Source organism: Paenibacillus tyrphae, from assembly GCF_000722545.1.
Taxonomy (GTDB): Bacteria; Bacillota; Bacilli; order Paenibacillales; family NBRC-103111; genus Paenibacillus_G; species Paenibacillus_G tyrfis.
Genome location: NZ_JNVM01000015.1, coordinates 156,895 through 180,502, shown reverse-complemented (window position 1 = coordinate 180,502; position 23,608 = coordinate 156,895). Strand labels below are relative to the sequence as shown.

Annotated in this window: 21 protein-coding genes; 19 read left to right on the top strand and 2 right to left on the bottom strand. The window is 56.4% G+C overall.

The window, feature by feature from the left end; translation table 11 throughout:
- Positions 1-157: 157 nt before the first annotated feature.
- The 5 genes from ET33_RS39800 (at position 158) to ET33_RS18875 (ending at position 5,389) form a co-directional block, all read left to right on the top strand.
- Entirely contained in the window at positions 158-244 is an 87-nt protein-coding gene (locus ET33_RS39800) for a putative holin-like toxin (protein WP_220388992.1), read from the top strand.
- A 221-nt stretch (positions 245-465) separates the two neighbouring features.
- Complete coding sequence (locus ET33_RS18890) at positions 466-1,695, top strand: EstA family serine hydrolase (RefSeq protein ID WP_036685120.1); 1,230 nt, start codon at positions 466-468, stop codon at positions 1,693-1,695.
- Between the two features lies 1 nt (position 1,696).
- On the top strand, positions 1,697-2,317 hold the full coding sequence (locus ET33_RS18885) for a TetR/AcrR family transcriptional regulator (protein WP_036685116.1): 621 nt from the start codon (positions 1,697-1,699) through the stop codon (positions 2,315-2,317).
- Entirely contained in the window at positions 2,314-3,177 is an 864-nt protein-coding gene (locus tag ET33_RS18880) for an alpha/beta fold hydrolase (RefSeq protein ID WP_036685111.1), read from the top strand. The genes ET33_RS18885 and ET33_RS18880 overlap by 4 nt, the downstream gene beginning before the upstream one ends.
- A gap of 166 nt (positions 3,178-3,343) precedes the next feature.
- The gene (locus ET33_RS18875; protein ID WP_051775438.1) at positions 3,344-5,389 is read left to right on the top strand and encodes a methyl-accepting chemotaxis protein; all 2,046 of its coding nucleotides are present in this window, start codon (positions 3,344-3,346) and stop codon (positions 5,387-5,389) included.
- 59 nt (positions 5,390-5,448) lie between these two features.
- Here ET33_RS18875 and ET33_RS18870 read toward each other — a convergent pair whose 3' ends face one another.
- Positions 5,449-7,098 (bottom strand): FAD-dependent monooxygenase, encoded by a 1,650-nt coding sequence (locus ET33_RS18870; protein ID WP_036685102.1) that lies wholly within the window; start codon positions 7,096-7,098, stop codon positions 5,449-5,451.
- A 327-nt stretch (positions 7,099-7,425) separates the two neighbouring features.
- On the opposite strand from ET33_RS18870, the gene ET33_RS18865 reads away from it, so the two are divergent.
- From ET33_RS18865 to ET33_RS39495, 12 genes are all read left to right on the top strand, one after another.
- A complete protein-coding gene (locus tag ET33_RS18865; protein WP_036685099.1) occupies positions 7,426-8,829 on the top strand; it encodes an ABC transporter substrate-binding protein in 1,404 nt (467 codons plus the stop codon).
- A 69-nt stretch (positions 8,830-8,898) separates the two neighbouring features.
- Entirely contained in the window at positions 8,899-9,837 is a 939-nt protein-coding gene (locus tag ET33_RS18860) for a carbohydrate ABC transporter permease (protein WP_036685095.1), read from the top strand.
- The gene (locus ET33_RS18855; protein WP_036685091.1) at positions 9,834-10,649 is read left to right on the top strand and encodes a carbohydrate ABC transporter permease; all 816 of its coding nucleotides are present in this window, start codon (positions 9,834-9,836) and stop codon (positions 10,647-10,649) included. The genes ET33_RS18860 and ET33_RS18855 overlap by 4 nt, the downstream gene beginning before the upstream one ends.
- A 56-nt stretch (positions 10,650-10,705) precedes the next feature.
- Positions 10,706-11,764, top strand: coding sequence for an NAD(P)-dependent alcohol dehydrogenase (locus ET33_RS18850; RefSeq protein WP_036685087.1), 1,059 nt, complete (start codon positions 10,706-10,708; stop codon positions 11,762-11,764).
- A 30-nt stretch (positions 11,765-11,794) separates the two neighbouring features.
- On the top strand, positions 11,795-12,802 hold the full coding sequence (locus ET33_RS18845) for a zinc-dependent alcohol dehydrogenase family protein (protein ID WP_036685085.1): 1,008 nt from the start codon (positions 11,795-11,797) through the stop codon (positions 12,800-12,802).
- A 37-nt stretch (positions 12,803-12,839) separates the two neighbouring features.
- Entirely contained in the window at positions 12,840-14,966 is a 2,127-nt protein-coding gene (locus ET33_RS18840; RefSeq protein ID WP_051775437.1) for a BglG family transcription antiterminator, read from the top strand.
- A complete protein-coding gene (locus tag ET33_RS18835) occupies positions 14,963-16,840 on the top strand; it encodes a PTS sugar transporter subunit IIA (protein WP_051775436.1) in 1,878 nt (625 codons plus the stop codon). The genes ET33_RS18840 and ET33_RS18835 overlap by 4 nt, the downstream gene beginning before the upstream one ends.
- A 13-nt stretch (positions 16,841-16,853) precedes the next feature.
- The gene (locus ET33_RS18830; RefSeq protein WP_036685082.1) at positions 16,854-17,111 is read left to right on the top strand and encodes an HPr family phosphocarrier protein; all 258 of its coding nucleotides are present in this window, start codon (positions 16,854-16,856) and stop codon (positions 17,109-17,111) included.
- 547 nt (positions 17,112-17,658) lie between these two features.
- Positions 17,659-17,835 (top strand): hypothetical protein, encoded by a 177-nt coding sequence (locus ET33_RS38960; protein WP_161783551.1) that lies wholly within the window; start codon positions 17,659-17,661, stop codon positions 17,833-17,835.
- The gene (locus ET33_RS38500; protein ID WP_144028798.1) at positions 17,822-18,115 is read left to right on the top strand and encodes a hypothetical protein; all 294 of its coding nucleotides are present in this window, start codon (positions 17,822-17,824) and stop codon (positions 18,113-18,115) included. Before ET33_RS38960 ends, ET33_RS38500 begins: the two co-directional genes overlap by 14 nt.
- Positions 18,116-18,365: 250 nt before the next feature.
- Positions 18,366-18,953 (top strand): transposase, encoded by a 588-nt coding sequence (locus ET33_RS39500; protein ID WP_200879222.1) that lies wholly within the window; start codon positions 18,366-18,368, stop codon positions 18,951-18,953.
- Positions 18,928-19,689, top strand: coding sequence for a transposase (locus ET33_RS39495; RefSeq protein ID WP_200879221.1), 762 nt, complete (start codon positions 18,928-18,930; stop codon positions 19,687-19,689). The genes ET33_RS39500 and ET33_RS39495 overlap by 26 nt, the downstream gene beginning before the upstream one ends.
- Before the next feature lie 227 nt (positions 19,690-19,916).
- Here the strand turns inward: ET33_RS39495 and ET33_RS18820 are convergent, their stop codons facing one another.
- Positions 19,917-20,366 (bottom strand): DUF441 domain-containing protein, encoded by a 450-nt coding sequence (locus ET33_RS18820; protein WP_036685078.1) that lies wholly within the window; start codon positions 20,364-20,366, stop codon positions 19,917-19,919.
- A gap of 143 nt (positions 20,367-20,509) precedes the next feature.
- On the opposite strand from ET33_RS18820, the gene ET33_RS18815 reads away from it, so the two are divergent.
- Together ET33_RS18815 and ET33_RS18810 are read left to right on the top strand one after the other, a co-directional pair.
- Entirely contained in the window at positions 20,510-21,424 is a 915-nt protein-coding gene (locus tag ET33_RS18815) for an ArsR/SmtB family transcription factor (RefSeq protein WP_036685075.1), read from the top strand.
- A gap of 372 nt (positions 21,425-21,796) precedes the next feature.
- Positions 21,797-23,560 (top strand): ABC transporter substrate-binding protein, encoded by a 1,764-nt coding sequence (locus ET33_RS18810; protein ID WP_036685070.1) that lies wholly within the window; start codon positions 21,797-21,799, stop codon positions 23,558-23,560.
- Positions 23,561-23,608 lie beyond the last annotated feature (48 nt).

Sequence of the window (23,608 nt, the reverse complement as noted above, 5' to 3'; positions counted from 1 at the left end):
TATTCCCTGACAAGCCAACATTCGCTAGCGAAAAATGTTGAAACAAAAAGTTCAAAAATAGTTCTTAATGTTCTACCAGTTTTAACCATTTTGGGCTAAATTTAAAGTACAACTTGTAAGATGGTGGAGCAGCTCTTCGAAAGGAGGAGGCTGTTAAATGGATTTATTTCAGGCTCTTTCTGTTCTCTTCGCGTTCGGAATGTTTATAATTACATTGTTGGGTTATATTGAAAAGAGGAAATAATCCGCTTGGTTCTTGTTTTGGTGTGAAACCATACTGACTGAGAAACATCCGCCAATTACAAGTTGATTAATGAGTTGGATCATCCGATCTGACTCATCTTTTTTGAGAAAAGACATAAATTCTTGGTCGAATAGGCTTCGGTTAGAAGCTTTTTTCATTGCAATTTATATGACCATAAATTATAATTTGGTCATATAATAAGAATAAGAGGCGACGTGACCATGATACAAGCGAAGAAGTCCGCCTTCGCCGGCGGAACGGTTAAGCGGGGCTTCGAGGGTGTAAAAGAGGCTTTTGTCCGCAATTTCGAGCGGCTTGGGGAAACCGGAGCCGCTTGCGCCGTCTATTGGCGAGGCGAGAAGGTGGTCGACCTGTGGGGAGGCTACGCGGACCCGGCGCGGCGGATTCCGTGGGAGGAGCATACGATGGTTCCCGTGTTTTCCAGCACGAAAGGGTTCGCGGCGCTGTGTGCCGCCGTGGCTCATTCGCGGGGCAGGTTCGGTTACGACGACCCGGTGGCGCGGTATTGGCCCGAATTCGGGAAGCACGGGAAGGAACAGGTCACGATCCGGCAGCTGCTGTCCCACCAGGCCGGCTTGTGCGCGCTGGACGGGCTGGAGCTGCACCGGTACGCCGATTTGGATACGGCGAACATCGCAGGCCGATTGGCGGAGATGAAGCCGGAATGGGAGCCGGGCTCGGCGCACGGCTATCATACGTGGACGATCGGCTGGTTTATCGGCGAGCTGCTGAGGCGGACCGATCCGCGGGGCCGCAGCCTCGGGCGGCTGCTGCAGGAGGAGATTTGCGCGCCGCTGCAAGCGGAATTTTACATCGGCTTGCCGGACGAGGTGCCGGATTCGAGACTCGCCAAGGTGAGGGGAATTGATAGTCCCTTGGACTTATTGTTTCATCTTCATGAAATCCCGATGGCGTTGTTCGCCGGATTTTTGAATCCGAGATCGCTCACGTCCCGCAGCATGGTGGACCGCAAACAGCTGGTGGCCAACGCGAACTTCAACGACCGGGACATGCTATCGATCGAGTTTCCGTCCGGCAACGGAATCGGGGAGGCCCGGGCCATGGCGCGGATTTACGGCGAGTTCGCCACGGGCGGCGAGAAGCTTGGGCTGGCTGCCTCTACGATGCAGGAGCTGTGCCGGCCTGCGGAGCCGCCGGCCTCCGGCTGGTTCGACCGGGTGAACCGGGTCGACCTCGGCTATTCGCTCGGGCTGTGGAAGCCGATCCCCAGCCGCATGTTCGGCAGCAGCCTGCATGCGTTCGGGCATCCCGGCGCGGGAGGCTCGTTTTGCTTCGCGGACCCCGATCTTGGGCTCGGCTACGCCTATGTTTTGAACCGGATCGGCGGGTATATGGACCGCAATCCGCGGGAGAATGCCGTGCGCCGCGCGGTATACGACTGTCTGAAATCAAGCGGGGAGGAAGAGTAAGATGCCGAAATTTCGCAAAGAGGAGAAAGAAGCGATTCGCGAATGCTTGTTATCCAAAGGAAAGGAGCTGTTCGTCCAATACGGCTTGAAGAAGACGAGCCTGGACGATATCGTGGCCACTTGCGGCATCGCGAAGGGCTCGTTCTACAGCTTTTTTGACACCAAGGAAGAATTGTACTTCGAGATCGCCAAGCGGGAGGAAGGCTTCAAAGACCGGCTGCTGGCGGATATGCTGTCCTCGGAGCTTCCGCCTAAAGTCCTGCTCCACGAGCTGTTTCGGACGAGCTTCGAGACGATTGATGCGAATCCGTTCCTGCAGCGGGTATTCCGGCAGGACGAATGGGAGCAGCTAGTCCGGAAGCTGCCGCAGGAAACGATGCAGCAGCATGCGGAGGAGGATACCCGCGCCGCACAGCAGCTCTTCGAGAAATGGCAGAGCCAAGGGGCCATGCTTCCGCTGGAGCATGAGGTCGTGTCCGGGCTGCTTCGGGCGGTTGTCTTCGTCTCGCTGCACAAAGCCGAGCTCGGGGACGTCTACGAGCGGGTAGTGGAGCTCCTGATCCGTTTTGTGGTCAACGGACTTACGGCTTCGGATGCCGATGGAACGAGAGAAGGCCAATGAACCGGCGCTTGGATGTTTACCGATTCGAAGACCTGCCCTTGGAATACTCCGTTGCAGGAGAGGGCGAGCCGATTCTTGTGATGCACGGCGGGCATTCCAACTGTTACGAGGAATTCGGCTACGAGGCCTTGATCCGTCAGGGCTATTCCCTGATTACCCCGTCCCGCGCAGGGTATGGCGGCACCTCCAAGGAGCTTGGATCGAGCTTGACTCAGGCTTGCCAGGCATACAATGGCTTGCTGGACCGGCTGCAGCTCGGCAAGGTGCATTTGCTGGCCGTCTCGGCCGGCGGCCCAAGCGGCATCCGCTTCGCTTCGTTATACCCGGAACGTATCCGCACGTTCACGCTGCAATGCGCGGTCACGAAGGCTTGGTTGACTCCGCAAGACAAGGAATACCGCGTGGCGCGGCTGCTGTTCCGCCCCCCTGCGGAAGAGGCGGTCTGGAAGCTGCTCGGCCGCTTGAACAACCGGTTTCCGAGTTTCATTTTTCGGCAGATGGCGCCTTCGTTCAGTACCCTGTCCCAGAGCGTAATCGTCACCAAGGCCGGCGATGGAGATTGGGAAGCGATCCGCCGGATGAACAACCGGCAGCGGTCGGGTCACGGCTTTTTCATCGATCTGTCCCAGACCGGGGACATCGTCCCGACGGAGCTGGAAAATGTACGGTGCCCGGCTCTTGTACTGCACAGCAAAAACGACCGTCTCGTCTCGTTGGAGCACGCGTTTCACGCGCATCGCCATCTTCCGCAGTCGGAACTTCGGCTGTTGGACACATGGGGCCATTTAATTTGGCTCGGGAAGGGCGCGGAGGAGACGGACGAGGCGATGCTGGCCTTTTTGCGCGGTAATCGGATATAGGGGTACGCTTAGTCTATAAAAATAGACTGTGAGCATCATAAGGTTCGCTGCCCGGGCGAAAATATAAAAGGCATGTAAACTTGCAGGAGTCAGAGGTTTTTGGCGAAATATGTCGAATGATATTTGGAAAATGGTTCTATATATCCATCCAAAGGGAGCTGCCTTCATGAGACTTCGAAGCGTCAAAGCCAAAACGTTCCTCTTGTTTATGCCTGCCGTGCTTGTTTTGTTTGCTGCCGTCCTAGTCGCCGCTTATGTTTATGCCAAGGGGATCATTCTCGACCAGAGCCGATATGGCATGAACGAGCAATTGAAGAGCATCTCGAACGATATCGATACCCGGCTCGTAGCGCACATGAGGCTTCCGGAGATGATCGCCCATACGGTCGAGGATACCTATACGAAGCTTACGCTTCAGGATTACCAGTCCATGATGAAAGGGGGGGTGCGAGTGAACGGGGAGACGTTCGGTCTCGGGATTTTTTTCGAACCCGGCGTCTATAACCCGAAAACGAAATATTTCTCCACGTATGCCTTTCGGGATAAGGACAGCATCAAATCGACGGAAGACTACAACGATCCCGCCTACGATTATTTGAACCAAAATTGGTACAAAGCCGCCGTTAATCAAAAGGATACCGTTTATACCGATCCGTACTATGACAATGTTACGAAAGTGTCTATGGTGACGGCGTCTGCTCCCGTCTATAACACCGCCAAACAGTTTATCGGCGTGGTGACGGGGGATATCGATCTGTCCACGCTGCAAAAGACCGTGGCGGATATGAAGGTCGGGGCTACGGGCTGGGCGTTGCTTATCCATAAGGACGGCACTTATTTGGCCGGCCCGGATCAGGGGAAAGTCATGAAATCCAAGCTCCAGCAGGACCCCGATTCCGCATTGGCCGGTTTGGGTCAAGAGCTGCTACAAAACAAAAACGGGAACACGACGTACGCAGGCGCAAACGGCGTGAACCACGTGTTCTATAAAGAAATCCCGAGGACGCAGTGGATTCTTGCGGTCGTGATGCCGGACAAGGAATGGACGGAGCCGCTTACGCAGCTGTTGTTCAAGCTATGTCTGATCGGACTGGCCGGAATTCTGCTGATTGCGGCAGTCATTCTGGTCTACAGCCGCGGGATTACCATCCAAATCGCCAAGCTGAACAAGCTGTCCGAGAAGCTGGTGGCGGGGGATTTCACGCATCACATTGCGGTCTCGAGCCGGGACGAATTCGGGCAAATGTCGGAGCACTTCAACCGGACGACCGGCGAGCTTAGACAGATGCTGAATAAGGTGTCCGAGCATACGCTGCATGCCGCGTCCACCTCCGAGCAGCTGTCCGCCAGCGCCGAGCAGACCAGCAAGGTGGCGGAAAACATTTCCACGACGATTCAGGAGGTCGCGCTGGGCGCCGATGTGCAGCTTCGCGGAGCGGAGGAAACCGTCCGGGCGATGGATGAGCTGACGCTTGGGATTCAACGCATTGCCGAGTCGTCTTCCCTAGTCCGCGATTCCTCCGAGGAAACGACGGCGAAAGCTTCGGAGGGCAACGAGAAAATTCAGGAAGCGGTAGCCGGCATGAATCACGTGAACGAGAACGCCAAGCAGACGGCCGACATCATCCGGCAGCTCAACGCGCGCTCCCGGGAAATCGGCAAAATCATGGAAGTGATTACCGGGATCAGCAACCAAACGAATGTGCTCTCGCTGAACGCGGGGATTGAAGCGGCCAGGGCCGGGGAGCACGGCAAAGGATTTGCCGTGGTGGCCCACGAGATCCGCAAGCTGTCCGAGCAAACGAAGCAATCCGCCGAGCAGGTCGGAGAGCTGATCGGTCAAATCCGGAGCTTCGCCGCGGAGGCTGCCGCCTCGGTGGAAACGGGCGCCGTAGAAATGGAGCGGGGGACCCGCTTGGTCGGTCAAGCAGGCGAGGCGTTCCAAGCCATTCTGCACCACATTCATGCAATGGACGATCAAATCCAAGAGGTTTCCGCCGCTTCCCAGCAAATGTCCGCCAGCTCCGAGCAGGTGAACGCAACGACGCAGGAGCTATCCCGGATCGCGCGGGAGGCCGCGGCCAATGCGCAGCATGTGGCCGCCTCCAGCGAGGAGCAGCTCGCGGCGATGGAGGAGATTGCCGCCTCTTCCGAATCGTTGACGCTCATGGTCGAGGAGCTTCGGGAATTGATGTCCCGGTTTAAGGTATGACCGGCAGAGCGGGATTCGTGAATTCGAACGGATCGCGAATAACACTCCTTGCTCTATCGTTAAACGTTCTGGATCAAGTGCCCGCCGGATTCGCGGCTCAGGAGCAGCACCAGCGCCAGTACGAGCTCCTGTTCGTGGTCGGCCGCGTCGCCGTCGCTTCGCCACGCGACAAAGCCGTCCGGACGGACCAGCACGGCCCCGCCGGGACTGAGCCGGATCGCCTGCTGTCCGAGACCGTTAGGGTCCGACAAATCGTCTTCCGGCCCGAGCAGATAGCAGTCGATGCCGATCCCCAGACGTCTGCGGGCCGTTTCGGCCGCCGAATGCCATGACGCCCCGTCGGGTCCGGCCACAAGCACGAAGCTCCGTTCGAATAAGTCCAGCGTGGAGATTCGGCCGCTCCGATGCCCGACCCAGACGTGCGGAGCCCGGGTGCCGGGAGCTGCGTGAAACTCAGGCTGGTCTTGCGACGCTTCGCTGTCGTCGCTCGCAAGCACGGCGGTTGACTTGTAACGGTACCCCATGGCGGTGACGAGCACGTTGGCGGGTGTTCCCTGCGTTCTTCCTTTGAAAAAAGAAAGCATGCTGTTCGCCGCAATCATGCCGGCCTGTTTCGCCGTAAACCGGGCGACGGGCCGGCGTTCGTTTTCATACGTTTCCAACAGTCCGGGGCCCGCATGGCCGCGCAGCACCGCCGCCAGCTTCCAAGCCAAGTTGTGCGCATCCTGCACACCGGTATTCGCTCCGAAGCCTCCGGTCGGCGGCATGACGTGCGCCGCGTCCCCGGCGAGAAACACGCGGCCCGCTTGGAACCGCTCGGCTACGCCTTCGGCGGCTTCCCAGGATAGCACGCTGAGTATTCGAATGTCGAGGCCGGGGAACCCGAGCGCTTTGGCGATCAGCTCCTTGCACCGCTCTGGCGTATAATCCTCCGGCGATTCGGTCTGCGGGTCGTAGGGGGCATGGAAGCACCAGCGGTCGCTGTTGTTAATGGCGACGAGCATTCCGGTCGCTTCCGGATGCATGATGTTGCAGATGCTGAATTCGCGCCCCTGCACCACATCGCGGAGGTCCGCCTGAAAGTAGATATTGATCAGAGATCCGTGCAAGTACTCATCCGTCATGGAGATGCCTAAGGCTTGCCTAACCGGGCTTTTCGCTCCATCGGCGGCGATCATGTAGCGGGCTCTGACGGTTGTAACCGTTCCGGTGACCCGATCGACCAGTTCGGCGGTGACCCCGTCGCGATCCTGCCGGAAGGAACGGAGCTCCGTCGAAAAGCGCAGATCGCCGCCGCGGTCGCGGGCGGCCTGCAGCAAGAGCGGTTCGACGACGTCCTGGGTGCAGCGGTTTCCGCGCGTGGGACTGATGTCGTCGTTCGGAACGAACGGGTTCATGAGATGAAGCGTTGATTCGGGCACGCCGGTTTTGGGCAGATCCAGCTCGGCTGCGGCCAACGTTTCCGCCGTATACATGCCCTTGCTTTTCGATAAGGATGCGCCAGCTTCGCGGATCGCCTGCTCCAAGCCTAAACTCCGGTAAAGCTCCATCGTGCGCAGATTGAAGCCGCGGGCCCTGGGATGGATGGACGTGCCGGAATGCCGTTCCGCCAGCACATAAGAAATGCCCTGCCGGTTTAGAAACAAGGCGGCAGACAAGCCGACCAAGCCTCCTCCGACGATGATTACGGGTACGCTGTACGTTGTCATGCAAAAGACTCCTCTCACCATGGGATCGAATGTAAAAGTGGTTCTGCGCTTAAGCTTACAGCGCGTTTTTAAATACAGTGTAAATAAATTACATTTTCTTCTCTGCTGGCTGGCGTCCATGGTGATCGGCGCCGGCTTTTTTTATCCCCAAGTCCCGAACTATTTAATCCTGGCATGAATGAGATGGCGTCAAACTTCCGTATGATGTTATGTACATCACATTTTTACCCCCGTTATAATAGCTTCAAGGGATCGCAAAATTAAAATTTGTCATGATTGCCACCATGGATAATCTCCGTGAAAGGTCCCTAACCAGAACAGGGGGTAATGATCTTGAAGAAATGGACGACATCGCTCGGACTGCTTTCTTTGTCCGCGTTGGTAGCGCTTACGGCATGTGGGACGCCGGCGTCCCCGGGAAAAGAAGGCAAAGATGCCGCGACCGGTGAAGCGGCTGCGGATGGCGGCAAGAAGACGCTGACGATCGCGACGGTGAACAACCCTGATATGGCCGTCATGCAAAAGCTGGCTAAGGACTACGAGAAAGAAACCGGGACCACGGTGAAGTTTTCGGTCCTGCCGGAAAACGATCTCCGCAAGCAGGTGACGGTCGACGTCTCGATGGGCGGAGGCAAATACGATATTGTCACGATCGGCAACTACGACGCGGCCATCTGGGCCAAAAACAAATGGATCGAGCCGCTTACGTCCTACTTCGACAGCATACCTGCCGATGCGAAAGCGAAATACGACTTGGACGATATTTTTCCGGCTGTCCGCGACGGCTTGACTTACGACAAACAATTGTATGCGCTTCCTTTTTACGGCGAAAGCAGCATGCTCTACTACAACAAGGACATGCTGGCCAAAGCCGGCGTGACGATGCCGGAGCATCCGACCTGGGAGCAGGTGGCGGAGATCGCCAAAAAAGTGAAGGCAGCGAACAACGTGCCGGGCATCGTGCTGCGGGGGCTTCCGGGCTGGGGCGAGGTGCTTGCGCCGCTCAACTCGATCATCCATGCGTTCGGCGGCTCGTGGTACGACATGAACTGGAACGCGAAGCTGAACAGCCCGGAAACGGTCAAAGCGGTGAAGTTTTACGCGGATCTGCTGAAGGAAGCGGGGCAGCCTGGAGCGACGACGACCGGATTTACGGAAGCGCTCACGCTGATGTCGACGGGAAAAGCGGCCATGTGGTATGACGCGACGGTTGCGGCCGGATTTTTGAACAATCCGAAAAACTCTCAGGTCGTGGGTAAAATCGGCTATGTGAAAGCGCCCTCGGCGGCCAAGGACAACACCGGCTGGCTATGGTCCTGGAATCTGGCGATCGAAGCGGCGAGCAAAAACAAAGCGGAAGCGTTCAAGTTCATGACGTGGGCGACAAGCAAGGAATACATCACTAAAGTCGGCGAAAGCGAAGGCTGGGTCATCGCGCCTCCGGGCACGCGCAAGTCGACGTACGAGAATCCGAAGTACAAGGAAGCGGCGCCGTTTGCCGACATCGTGATGCAGTCGATGATGTCCGCAGACTACAAGAAGCCGGCCAAAGATCCGGTGCCGTACCAAGGCATTCAATTCGTGTCCATTCCAGAGTTCCAGCAGCTCGGCACGGAGGTCAGCCAAGACATCGCCGCCGCGCTGACGGGCAGCACCAGCGTCGAGGACGCGATGAAGAAGGCGCAGGAAAAAGCGGAAAAAGTCGCCGTCACCGGCGGATACAAGAAATAAATGCATCCGGCGAAGGGGAGCGGGTGGTCCGTTCCCTTTTCCCGCACTACTTCACGCGAGGAGAGGCGAATGAACACGGTAGAATGGAGTAAAGCCGATATGAAACCTTATACCGCGAAGGCCAAACGGACGGACAATACGTCCACCGCAGCAAAAGGGCTATTGTGGCCGGGCATCGCTTTTGTCGCTTTAATTACGCAGATTCCTTTTCTCGTCACTCTGTATTTAAGCGTCCATCAGTGGAACCTGATGCGGCCGGATCAAGGCATTACGTTCGTGGGGCTGTCCAATTTCGTTGCGATCTTGGGCGAAGCGGCGTTCTGGGAAGTGTTGAAAAATACGTTTTTGCTGACGATTCTTTGCTTGGCGTTATGTCTGGTCGGCGGCATGGGGCTGGCGCTGCTGCTGAACCGCGACTTTTTTGGCAAGGGGATTATCCGCACGCTGTTTGTTTCCCCCTTCTTCATCATGCCGGCCGTGTCTGGCATCGTATGGAAGACGGTCATTTTAAATCCGAATTTCGGCTTTAGTGCGTATTTGGCTGCGAAGCTGGGCTTGCCTCCGGTCGATTGGCTCGGACAGTATCCGCTGGAAACGATTATTTTCGTCGTCGCTTGGCAGTGGATTCCGTTCTTCATGTTGGTGCTGCTCGCCGGATTGCAGTCGGTTTCCCCCGATCTGATGGAAGCCTCTGTCTTGGACGGCGCCAACCGGATTCAGCAATTTTTCCATGTGACCATTCCTCATCTGATGAGATATATAGAGGTGGCTTTGCTGCTCGGTTTGATTTTTATCATGGGAACGTTCGGCGAAATTTACGTCACGACGGCGGGAGGCCCCGGCTACGCGTCGACGAACCTGCCTTTCTATCTGTACCGGATCGGGTTCCAGGGCTGGGATATCGGCGGAGCTTCGGCGGTCGGCGTCATGATCGTCATCCTGATGACGGTGTTTATGACCGTGCTGTTTAAGTTTATGCGCAGAACGTTTGGAGGGGAATTGTCATGAGACGACCGCTGTCTATGCTGCTGACGGCCGGAACGTATGGGCTCGCGCTGATCTATTTTTCCCCCGTGCTGTGGCTGCTGATCACCGGCTTCAAGCAGGAGGGGGACGCCGTGGCGATGCCGCCGTCGCTCGTGTTCCAGCCGACCATGGACAATTACCGGCTGATCTGGGATTCGGGCGCGGGCTCGTTCATGGGGCATTCCGCTGCCGTCTCGATCGTCTCCACGATCTTTGCGCTCGCGTTCGGCGTGCCGGCCGCATATGCGCTCGCCATGTTCAAGATCAAGAAGGCGGACGACATTTTGTTCTGGTTCATCTCGACCAAAATGCTTCCGGCGGTCGGCGTCATCATCCCGCTTTATCTCGTGTTCAAGCAGCTGCATTTGCTGGATTCGTTAACGGCGTTGATCGTGCTGTATACGGCGATGAACGTGCCGCTCGTCGTCTGGATGATGCGCTCGTTCTTCAAGGACATCCCTTACGAGACGATCGAGGCGTATCAAGTGGACGGGGCGACCGGGCTGCAGGGCTTTTTCAAGATTACGCTGCCGCTGGTCCGGCCGGGGATTGTCTCGACGTCGCTGCTGTGTCTCGTCTTCGTCTGGAACGAGTTTTTCTTCGGGGTCAGCCTGACCTCGACGGATGCGGCCACCATGCCGGTCTATATGTCGTCGTTCATGACGCAGGAAGGGCTGTTCTGGGCCAAAATGTCGTCGGTCGCCACGCTGGCCGTTCTGCCTGCGCTGGTGCTGGGCTGGTTTACCCAGCGGCAGCTGGTCCGCGGCTTGACGATGGGCGCGGTGAAGGGCTAATTAGAAGCCAGATGAGAGAATATAAAAAATTCTAATTTCGGAAGAGGGAGAACCGTATGCAAAAGCAAATGATGAAAGCGGCGGTGCTGGACCGCCCGTTATCGATAGAAGTCAAGGACGTGCCGGTGCCCGAGCCGCGCCCGGACGAAGCGCTGGTGCAGGTGCACTGCATCGGGATTTGCGGCTCGGACGTGCACTATTACGAGCATGGCCGGATCGGCCGATACGAGGTCAAGCAGCCGATCATCCTCGGGCACGAGGTGGCTGGCACGGTGGTGAAGGTCGGCAGCGCGGTGACGAATGTCGCAGTAGGCGACCGGGTCGCCGTGGAGCCGGGCGTGACGTGCGGCCGGTGCGATTACTGCAAGTCGGGCCGGTATAACCTGTGCCCGGACGTCGTCTTCATGGCGACGCCGCCCGTGGACGGGGCTTGGGCGGATTACGTCACGGTGCGCAGCGACTTCCTGTTCAAGCTGCCGGAGGCGATGAGCTTCGAGGAAGGAGCGCTGCTGGAGCCGCTGTCCGTCGGCATTCACGCGATGACCCGGGGCCGCGTCAAGCCGTCCGACCGCGTGCTCGTGACCGGGCTCGGGCCGATTGGCCTGCTGGCGCTGGAAGCGGCCAAACTGTTCGGCGTGACCGAAATTTACGGCAGCGACGTGATGGAAAGCCGCCGGGCGCTGGCGCTGGAGATGGGTGCAGCGGGGGTGCTCGACCCGGCGGGTGCGCCGGTGAAGGAGCAGCTCAACCGCTTGACGGGCGGCGAGGGTGTCGACGTCATCGTCGAGACGTCCGGCAGCGCCAGAGCGATCGCCGATACGATCAAGCTGGCGAAGCGGGGCGGGCGGATCGTCCTGGTCGGACTGCCGACAAGCGACGCCATTCCGCTAGATATCCCGGCGTTGGTCGATGCGGAGCTGGACGTGTACGGCGTGTTCCGCTATGCGAATACGTACCCGGCGGCGATTCAATTGCTCAGCCGCCGCGAGCACAGCATCGGCAAGACGATTACGCACCGGTTTCCGCTTAGCCGCATTCGCGAAGCGGTGGAAACCGCGCGGACGCAGAAGGATACCAGCATCAAAATCATGATTTACCCTAATGAGAATGAATGAAGAAATGGAACCGAATGGGGGAAGCTTAACATGAAAGCTCTGGTCATCGAAGGGCCGCGCCGGGCCGTGGTCAAGGAAGTGCCTTATCCGGCGCCGAAGCGCGGCGAAGTGACGATTCAAGTGAAGAACGTCGGGATTTGCGGAACCGATTTTCATATTTTCGAGGGCGAATTTATTTCCCCTTACCCGATTATTCCCGGGCATGAGTTTTCCGGCATCGTGCACGAGGTGGGCGAAGGCGTCACCGGCCTGCAGCCGGGAGACCGGGTCAGCGCCGATCCGTCGCTGTTTTGCGGCGCCTGCGAATTTTGCCTGACCCACCGGAGCAACCAATGCCAAAATTGGCAGGCGCTCGGCAATACGGTGAACGGCAGCATGGCCGAATACGTGGCCGTTCGGGCAGGCAACGTGGTGAAGCTGCCGGACACGATGTCGTTCGAGGAAGGCGCGTTTATCGAGCCGCTGGCCTGCGTCGTGCACGGCATGAACCGGCTGCAACTGCAGGTCGGCAGCCGCGTGCTGCTGTTCGGCGCAGGCGCGATGGGCCAGCAGCTCGTTCAGGCGATGGCCCGGGCAGGAGCGTCGGAGCTGGTCGTCGTCGATGTGGCGCAGGAGAAGCTCGATATGGCTTTGCGCTACGGCGCGACGAAGGGCGTGCTGAGCCGCAACCTGGAAGCCGAGCTGGGCAAGGAGACGTACCCTTACGGGTTCGATGCGGTTGTGGACGTGACCGGCATTCCGGCGGTGATCGAGCAGGCACTGGAATATTTGGGGCCAACTGGCAAGTATCTGCAATTCGGCGTGACCGCGGAAAGCGCGAGCATCCGGATCAGCCCGTTCAAGCTGTATAATAAGGATTGGACGCTGCTCGGCTCGATGGCGATCAACCAAACGTTTATCCCGGCGTTTCACTGGCTCAAGGAAGGCCGGATCGACGTCCGCCCGCTCATTTCACGGATGATCACGCTGGAAGAGACGGTCGAATTTCTGGAGAAGCCCAAAGCGCCCGATCTGATGAAGGTACAAATTGTGATATAATATGGCAGACAACGAAGGACGGAGGAGGTACGCCGCCATGGAGCCGCGCTTAACGTTAAATTCCAGACAGAAGCAAATGTTGGCGCTGCTTCTGCAGGCTTCGGCTCCCGTGACGCTGAAGGAGATGGCGGGAGAGCTGGGGCTCAGCGTACGTACCATGCAAAGGGAACTGGAAGGGATAAGCCGGAGGCTTGTCCCTTTCGGCGTCACATTGATCAAAAAGACGGGCGTCGGCCTGAGCGTCGAAGGAAGCGATGCGGCCAAGAAACAGCTGCTCCAGCAGCTGTCCGTCAGCCCTTCGCTCAAAATCTTTTCCCCGGAAGAACGCAGGCATCTGCTGATCCGGCTGCTGCTGACGAAGAGGGAAGCGGTCAAGCTTTTTTACTTCAGCAGCAAGCTGGACGTGACGGAAGCGACGGTCAGCAACGATCTGGATAAGCTGGAGCCGTGGTTTGCGAAGCATCGGATCGCACTGGTGCGGAAGCCGGGTCTGGGTGTCTACATCGAAGCTGACGAGAAGAGCATCCGCGCCGCGATGATCGATCACTTGTACGAGCATTTGTCGCAGGAGCAGCTGATGGACATGCTGTCGTCGTATTCGCTGTCGTTTACGAACCAGCGCAAGCTGGAGCTGTCCATCCGCAATCACCTGCTGCATTTTATCGATCCCGGCATCATCGGCCAGATCGAGGAAATCGTCCGCAGCAGCGAAATGCGGCGCGGCTATGAGATGACGGACAGCGCCTACGTCGGCTTTGTCGTGCACATTGCGCTGGCCGTGCAGCGGCTCAAGAGCGGGGAAAACATCTCGATCGACGCCGAAGCGCTGGGCAAATTGAAGGCGGCGGGCGAGTTCAAATGGGCGCAGCAGATGGCGGAAGAACTGAGCAGCCGTTTGGACATCGACATCCCGGAAAGCGAAGTCGGCTATATTACAATGCATTTGCTTGGAGCGAAGGGAAAGCGCATACTTGCGCCGGCCGGGGAGCCGCAGGAGAGGGGGGCGGAGGCTTACGCCGCCCGGATGATCCGGATCGTGGAGAACGAGCTCAAGCTCACGCTGGAAAACGACCCCTCCCTATACGAGGCGCTGCTGGTGCATTTGGAGGCGGCGGTCAACCGAATCCGCCTGCATATGGAAATCCGCAACCCGCTGCTCGCCCATATCCGCGAGACGTACCCGGATATTTTTGCGGCCGCGGCCAAGGCGTCCCGGTACCTGCAAGAGGAGCTTCAGGCCGAGGTGCCGGAGGAGGAAATCGGCTATCTGGCGATGCACTTCGGAGCGGCCGTTGTCCGGACGAAGACGACATCGCCGCAGCGCTTCCGCGTGCTTCTCGCCTGCAGCAGCGGCATGGGCACCTCCCGGTTGCTGGCTGCTCAGATCGGAAAAAACTTTCCGTATGTTCATATCGTCGATACGGTGTCTTTGATGCATCTGGAGGAAGCCATCCGCAAGCATTCGCCGATCGATTTGATCGTCTCGACCGTGCCGTTCGAGCATGAAACACACCGTGTTGTGGTGGTCCATTCGTTTTTGGAGCAGGACGACATCGAGCTGATCGAAACGCATTTGCACGGGCTGCCGCTCATCGGAACCGCGTCCCGTGAAGCTTATACAGAAATCGAGGATACCGTAATGACCGTGAATCGTTATGGCGAGGGCGTCGTTCAATTGACGAACCACTTGTTTTTTGCCGATGGGCTCGAAGCGGCGTCGAAGAGAGAAGCCATTACGGCCGCGGCTGCTTTTGCCGGTTCGGTCGTGCCCGGCATTCCCGCGCCGCAGTTGGAGGGCGACTTGCTCCAGCGGGAAGAGCTCGGGGGCATCGTCGTGGAGGAAAGCAAGCTTGCGATGCTGCACTGCCGCAGCACGGCCGTCCCGGTGCTGATGGCTTGCGTGCTGCGGTTCGCGCAGCCTCTCTCCTGGCAGGCGCCCGGGCAGGACGCCGCTGTCGAGACCGTGTTACTGCTGCTCGCTTCCCGCTCCGCGCCGAAAGAGCATATCGAGATGATCAGTGAAATCAGCGCGATGCTGATTGAGGAAGACTTTTGCGAGACGGTGGCAGGCGCTCCCTTCGACTTGGTGCAGAAGGAGCTGAAATCGGTGATCGGGAAAGGATATATGAATCGAACCGGCGTCTTCTTTCGGGGGACGCAATGAACCGGATCAATCGCATCGGCCGCTTTTTAAGCTATCTGGTATTTCAAAATATCGCCGGTCTGATCGGCTTGGGCCTGATCCGTGTTCTGTTCGGGGAGCGCGGCTGGTTCCCGATTCCGGCGGTGCAGGACATTATCCATCCCGTTTTAACATATTTTTTGCCGCTCTTGTTCGCCTATACCGGGGGGCGGATGATCGGCTCGCACCGCGGCGGCGTGATCGCCTCTTTCGTCATGATCGGCATGATCGCCGGGAACACGACGGATTACAGCATGCTGATGCCCGCCATGCTCGTCGGACCGTTGACCGGGTGGATCATTGCCCGTACGGACCGGTGGCTGAAGGACCGCATTCCGGTAGGGCTTGAGCTGCTGTGCTATAATGTAGCTGCCGGTTTGATCGGCGTCGTGCTGTGCCTGTTTTGCTATGCGGAGGTGGCTTATTGGTTCGTCCTGGGCATGCAGGGCATTCATGGCGCGGCCAAGCTTGTGCTGGAATCCAACTATTTGCCTTGGGTTGCGCTCGCGGTCGAGCCGGGCAAGGTGATGTTTTTGAACAATGTGATGAATCACGGCATTTTTGAGCCGCTGGGCATTCAGCAGACGAAGGAATTCGGCCAATCCGTGTTCTTTTTGCTGGAAACGAACCCCGGTCCCGGGGCCGGCCTGCTGCTGGCCTATTATGTGCTGCTGAAAAATAAACCGCGGGACAACGCCCGCTCGTCGCTGCTCATTCAATTTGTCGGCGGCATTCACGAGGTGTATTTTCCGTATGCGCTGATGCGTCCGCTCGTTATCGTACCGTTAATCGCGGCGGGACTGGCGGGCAATTGGGTGTTCATGCTGCTGCAGGCCGGGTTGGTTGCGACCCCTTCTCCGGGAAGCCTCATCGCGCTCATGCTGATGGCTCCGAAAGGGATGCACCTCCCGGTGCTGGGCGGGGTGCTGGCTTCCGCTGCGGTTAGCTTTGCGGGCTGCTACCTGGTCCTTTCGTCGAAGGGCGGGCCGGCTTTCGACGATCCGGCGGCGTTGGCAACGGTTCACCACTTATCCGAGAAATCCGAGGACGAGATTCCCTTGAAAGAAGAGTCACAGCGGAAGACGATCCGCAAAATTTATTTTGCCTGCGACGCCGGCATGGGCTCCAGTGCGATGGGAGCCGCGCTGCTGCGCAAAAAAATAAAGCAAGCCGGCCTGCCCATCGAGGTAAGCAACTGCTCCGTGGACGGCATTCCCGCGGATGCGGATCTGGTCATCTCGCAAGCGATGCTAACGGCGAGGGCGCAGGAAGCTGCACCCCGTCCGGAGCATCTGTCGATGGTCTCCTTTGTCGACGCCGCGTTTTACGACGGTCTGATCGACCGCCTTCGCAGCGAGGGGCCGCAGGGCTCCGCGAATGAACCGGAAAGCGATGAGAGCGGGGCTATGTTTACGCCGGACCATGTGCTGATCGGGGCGCAAGCCGGCGACAAGTGGCAGGCGATCCGGCAGGTCGGCGGCCTGCTGGTTCGGCTGGGGCTTGTCCGCGACGATTATATCGATCGGATGATCGAGCGGGAGCGGGTGCTGTCCACCTTCATCGGCAATGGCGTCGCTCTGCCTCACGGCGTCGGGGCTGCCGATCCCGGCATCCTGAAGCCGGGCGTCGTGATCGCCCAGTACCCCGACGGGGTGACGTTCGACGAAGGGAACAAGGCTTATTTGCTCATTGCGGTGGTCGGCGGGGAGAAGCAGATGGGACTGGTCTCGCGGATCGCTTTTATGATCGAGAACCCGGACACCGTCCAAACTCTCGTGCACGCCGGAAATCCTCTGGAAATGCACCGTCGGGTCTCCGCCTTTTTGCAGGAGCCGGCAAGCGAAACGAACGAATGAAAGGGGAAGGGGCATGGTTACAGAAGGAGTCACCGTGAGATGCCAGGCAGGCCTTCATACCCGCCCCGCCAAGCTGTTTGCTCTTGCCGCCCAACGGTTCCGCGCGGACATTACGGTGGAATTCGAAGGACGGCAGGCGCAGGGAAAAAGCATCATCAGCCTGCTTCAGCTGGGAGCGCCAAAAGGGAGCCGTCTGTGGGTCAGCGCGGAGGGCGAGGATGAACGGGAAGCGGTCCAGGCGCTGTGCGAGCTGCTTCGCGGTTGCGACTAACGGGCCGTTGGCGGTCGGAGGAGCTGGAGTAGAGCCGCCACGCGCTTGGAATGAAAGGTTCAAGGGGCGCACGCTTGAACTTGCTTTATCGAGCCTGGCTTGTACCGGGTTGGCGCCCAGCCTGTAAAATTAGCGGAAGTACAGGTGCGTTATTGGGCTGGATTTGCTGGCCGTCGAAAAATTAGAGGAACTGGGATGTGCTAACAAGCCGATTTCGAGGGGCATTAACATTTTTCGACACACTTAAAGCATCTGAGTTCCTCTAGGAATCGTAATACGATTGAATCGCTCCGGATAGCGCATCCTGTTTCCTTTATTTACAAAATGCAGCTGCCAATCAATTGCAGCTCTCGCTGCTATCACCCGCAGCACAGCAGAAGGCCGGCCATGCGCCCAATGTCATTAAGTTAGGGCGCAGGTCCAAATATCGAGAAAGAGCAGGTTATCGAAAAGATAGCCTGCTCTTTTTTTGCATGCAAAAAAAAGAACTTGACAAGCGGATGGAAGTGTGTGCGAAGCCCCTTGAAAAAACGAGGAGGTTTCGCCAATGAATGAGTACGCGATTTCGCTAAAACAAACGCTGACATCCCTCATACGAGAAATGTCAGCCGCGCCAGCACCTTATGTCAAAAACCCTGAAAAAGATTTTACTCGAAAGAAAAAACTGCCCTTGACGTGGTATATTTATATTAGAAATGTGGTAACGCACATTGGAGGTGGATAATACGAAAACCGTTAAGCTTTATAAATGGGAGAATTTACAGGCGGATAGTGATTGGCAGGTAAAACGTAGTTTCTCTATGTGGTATTGCGGCCATTATGATTTCGTAGATTGTGACGAGGGCGTTGAATATGTTTTACCTGAAGGTTATGTAGTAGCAGAAAATGACTTAGGTGAGGAACTTATTTATGACCATACTGGTGACTATTGCGAAATTTCCATATCTCATAATAAGCCTGTTTTATATAGTAACGCTGGGCGCGTGGAGTTGGTTAGGGCATGAGTTAAGTTTAAGGATTTTACAGTAAAAAAATGATTACATAGGTCGCTCAAATGAGCGGCTTTTTCTTTTGTCCTGAAAGAAGGGAGGCTTTGCAGGCAATGTCATTAAGTTAGGGCGCAGGTCCAAATATCGAGAAAGAGCAGGTTATCGAAAAGATAGCCCGCTCTTTTTTTGCATGCAAAAAAAAGAACTTGACAAGCGGATGGAAGTGTGTGGCGAAGCCCCTTGAAAAAACGAGGAGGTTTCGCCAATGAATGAGTACGCGATTTCGCTAAAACAAACGCTGACATCCCTCATACGAGAAATGTCAGCCGCGCCAGCACCTTATGTCAAAAACCCTGAAAAAGATTTTACTCGAAAGAAAAAACTGCCCTTTGAAACGGTTATGCAACTCCTTATCTCCATGGGGGGCAACAGCCTATATAAGGAACTCTTGGAATCGCAGGGCTATGACGTAAACACCGCAACTACGTCTGCTTTTGTCCAACAGAGGAATAAAATTCTGCCGTCTGCTGTGGAATTCTTGTTTCACGAATTTACGCAAGCGTATACGGATATTAAGCACTACCGAGGGTATCGATTACTTGCCGTTGATGGTTCGGATTTACATATCGCAACTGACCCTGCGGACACGGACACCTACTTTCAAAGTCAACCGAACACAAAAGGCTTTAACCTTCTGCATTTGAACGCAGCCTATGACTTGTGCAACCGACTTTACGTAGATGCCCTTGTTCAGCCACGAAGGTTGTGCAACGAGGGACGGGCGTTAGCTGCAATGGTCGAACGCTCCCCCATCAAAGGAAAAACCATTGTTATTGCCGATTCGAGGTTATGAAAGTTACAACAATTTCGCGCATATAGAACGTAAAGGGTGGAACTACGTTATACGGGTAAAGGATCTGGATTCCAATGGTATTCTTTCGGGCTTGCGTTTACCTGCTAGCGGAGAGTTTGATATTGACGTTCATCTGACACTCACCAAAAAACAAACCAAAGAGGTCAAGGCTCATCCCGAGATTTACAGGTTCGTCCCTTCCACGTCTACCTTTGATTTTTTGGACTTGCAGGAGAACTTGTTTTACCCGATTTCCTTTCGGGTTGTTCGTTTCGACCTGCCAAATGGCGCTTATGAAACCGTCATTCCGAATCTTTCTGCCGTTGATTTCCCACCGGATGAAATCAAATCCATTTATAACATGCGATGGGGCATTGAAACCTCTTTCAGGGCATTAAAGTACACCGTTGGTCTAACAAATTTTCACGCAAAGAGACGAGAGTCCATCACCCAGGAGATTTTCGCAAGAATGATCATGTACAATTTCGCTGAAATGATGACCTCGCACGTCGTCATTTCCCAAATAGATAAACGGCACCCATACCAAGTCAACTTCACGGTTGCCGTTCACGTTTGTAGACATTTCCTGCGCTCAAAGGACGATGAACCCCCACTCGATGTTGAAGCACTGATTCGCAAAAACGTTTTGCCGATTCGACCCATTCGCCCAGGGCAGCAGAATATGCGCAAAATCCGTTCGAAATCAACTGTTAGCTTCGTCTACAGAGTAGCATAGTTCAGCTCACATGAACATTTTTTTAAGCGGATATTTCATCTGCTTTGTTTGCTATGCGCTTTTTTCCTTGCTTGCACCAAAAAAACAAACGGCACAGGGCTTTTCCCCATGCCGTTTGGATTCCATTTTTATTCCCGGTCTTGTCTTTGAGCTTAACTTAATGACATTGGCCATGCGCCCGGCCTTTTTTGCATTGCGGGGACTCGCAGCGGCGAATCGGCGGCACGTCATTTCGCAACAAGCAGCGACAAAATCCCCGCGGCGATCAGCGGACCGACCGGGACGCCCCGGAAAAAGGTCACGCCGAGAATCGTCCCGAGCAGCAGCCCCGTGACGACGGTCGGCTGACTTGCCATCAGCGCGGCGCCGCGGCCGCCCAAATAAGCGACCAGCACGCCGACGCCCACCGCCAGTAGCGACTTCCAATGCAGGAACGAGTGCAGCAGGTCCTGCAGGCTTGTCTTGCCGGAAGCGATCGGCGTCAGAATGCCGATGGTCAGAATGACGATTCCCCAGGTCAGCCCGTACTTTTCAAGCCAGGGAAACGTTTGATGCAGGTTCGTCACCCGCAATAAAAGCAGCACGAGTACGGCAATCGTAATGGACGTATTGCTGCTCAGAATACCGAGGGCGGCAAACAGCAGCAGCACTAGGGAAGACGTATCGAAGGGAGCCATTGGCGGCCACGCTCCTTTGTCGGGATTTTCTTTGTTCCGATGAAGTGTTAAAATCAAAATTGCTTAAAAATCGAAATACCGTTTTCCGGATCGCCAAAGTCTGAAAAACGATACCCGAAAATGGCTTGAAGGAGTGTTCCGGAATGTCGTACGAACTGGAAGTGGCGTTCGGTCCCGCTAATGAACTTTTGAACAGCCTCCATACGTATCTTTGCAAAAAGTTCTACAAAAAAACCGACCTTGGCTCCACATGGGCGGGGCAAACGAAGCTGAAGCTCAGCAAGCCGTTCGCCTCGACGCTGGACGAAACCGAAATTTCGGCGGAGTGGAAGCTGATGTATTTATTTCTGTACCTGTGTCCGCACAAGGAAAGCGCGGAGCGCTTCTTGGCCTGGTTCGAACGGATGACGGCGGGCGAAATGTACGAGCTGCTGGCCCCGTATATGAGCTCGTTCCCCGGCGAGCTGGGAGCGATCCGGGACCGGTGGCTGCACCTGCTGTCCGAATGGAACCGGCAGTACTTCGCCGGCACCGACCCCAAGCTGCTGGAGTGGCTGAGCGAGAACGCCGCACGCAAACGCGCGGGGATCGGAACGCTGCCGCCGGACGCGCTGGCCGAGCAGATCACGAACGGGCTGTATTTCGAACCGGGAGCCGAGTGCGACAAGCTGGTATTGTCGCCGCAGTATCATTTTCAACCGGCCAACATTATTTATACGTTCGGCAGCTTGACCGTTTGCCAGTATGCCGTTGACGGCTCCTACGACGACCCGGCCGATGAGCCGTCCCGCCGCTTGTACCGCCAGCTTCGCAGCCTCAGCGAAAAAAGTCGCCTGCGCATCCTGCGCTATTTGAACGGCGGCCCGCGCAGTTTTACGGAAATCGTGCGTTATATCGGCATTTCCAAAGGAATTACGCACGACCATATTTTCAACCTCCGTTCTGCCGGCTTGCTGCGTGCTCACATGTCCGGAGATTCGGCCGTAGCTTACAGCCTGCGGAAGGAGGCAATCGGAGGGCTTCAGGAATCGCTGCTGGGCTATCTGCTCGCCGATTGACGGCAGGCCGCAGCCGGCCGACGCCTTCGGCACGAACCTTGCGATGACGCATCGGAAGGTTCTTTGGCGTTCCCGAATTCGGAGCCAGTTCCCCCGACATGCCTTCTTTTATCGAAACAGAAACCCCTCTCCGAGAATTGCCTTCCAATCTCTCATGAACTTTTTCATGGGCCGAGGCCTTCTTTTTATTCGCGCTTTGTCATAAATTCTTCAAATAAAGAAAATTTTTGTTGTTCTCTATTTACAGAACAAAGTAAAATATCTATAATGATGCTTATCTACAGTAAAACATATTATACATATCGGAATTATAAAATTAAAGGGGAACTGGAACTATTTCCGTCTTCCCGATCATGCCGGAGGGGATCATTTATGAAGAGAAGAAAAGCTTTGACGCTGTCCGTGTCGGCGATTGTCGCCTGCTCGCTGCTGCTGTCCGCCTGCAGCGGCCAAGATGCGGCGGCGCCAACCGGAGGCGGTGATGCCAAAGGCACGGAAGCCGTAGGAACGCCTGGCGCGGGCCAGAGCGGGGTGGCCGGCATTAAGGACGGCCTGATACAGGCCGCCGACAAATCGAAGATTCCCGAGGCAGCGAAGAAGCGCACGGATACGTTCGTCGTCTCGCTCACCGAGCCGGGCGGCATTTTCAACCCGTACTTTTATCAGAACGGCTACGACGGCAACGTCAATTCCGTCCTGTTCGCCCAGCTCGTGGACATCGACAAGAACGGCAAGCCGATTCCCGGAATGGCGGAGAAGTGGGAGCTGTCGGACGACCAGCTGACGTATACGTTCAAGCTGCGCGCGGGGCTTAAATTCAGCGACGGCTCGCCGCTCACGGCCGACGATGTCGCCTTCACGCTGACACTGCTCCACGACCCTGCGTACGACGGGCAAACCGACATTGCCCAAGCCGCCGTCAAAGGGGGCAAGGACTACAAAGAGGGCAAAGCTGCGACGGTCGAAGGCATTCAGGTCGTCGATCCGCAGACGATCAAGATTACGACGGACAAAGTCAACGCGCAAGCCTTGTACCTCCTCGGTGGACAGGTGCTGTCCAAAGCGTACTACGGCAAAGACTACAAGCCCGGCAAGCTCGATTCGATCAAGCAACTGCACAGCAAGCCGCTCGAATCGGGCCCGTACAAGCTGGAGAAGTTCGTTCCGGGACAGGAAGTCCGGTTCGTGGCCAACCCGAATTTTTATAAAGGCAAACCGGCTGTCGAGCATTTCATCTACAAAACGACGGAAGGCGACGCCACCCAGTTTTTCCAAACCGGCGAGACGGATTATTCCGGGTTTACGGGCAACCAGGATAATATGGAGCTGCTCCAGTCGCTCGGCTTTGCCAATATCGACGTCTACACGGCCAGCTCGTACTCGTATATCAAGTTCAACCACTCCAAGCCGTTCTTCAAAGACAAGCGGGTAAGGCAGGCGTTCATCTACGGGTTGGACCGTCAAAAAATCGTCGGCACCATTTACCAAGGCTACGGACAGGTGGCGAATGTACCGGTGTCCCCGATCTCATGGGCGTACTCGGAAGAGGGCGTCAATCCGTATCCGTTCGATCAGGAGAAGGCGAAGAAGCTGCTGGACGAAGCCGGCTGGAAGCCGGGCAAGGACGGCATCCGCGAGAAAGACGGACAGCGTCTGTCGGTTCGCTTCTTCGGCTCCAAAGGAAAAGTAACCGATATTTTGATCCCGATTGCCAAAGAAAACTACAAAGCGATCGGCATCGATTTTCAAACCGAATTGATGGACTACAACGCCCTGCTGGCCAAATCGAAAAAAGGCGAGCACGACCTGGTTTCGTTCTCGACCGCGATTCTGAACGACCCGGACGACGGCGTGCAGTCGTTCAACTCGAAATATAAAGGCAGCTTCACGGACACGAACGGCTACAATAATCCGAAGGTCGACGAGCTGGTGGCCAAAGCGGTCGGTACGCTCGATATCGAGAAGCGGAAGCAGGCCTACAAGGAGCTGTACAAGGAGCTCAGCGACGACCCGCCGTACATTCTGCTGAACTACCGTAAAATTCTCGGCGCTTCGAACAGCCGGATCAAAGGGCTTGAGCTGAACGGCTTCAACAGCGTGAACGCCAGCCTGCCGACGGTCCAAATCGAGCCGTAACCGCAACTTATGCCCAGCCGGTCAAGGCTGGGCTCACTTTCTTGGGGG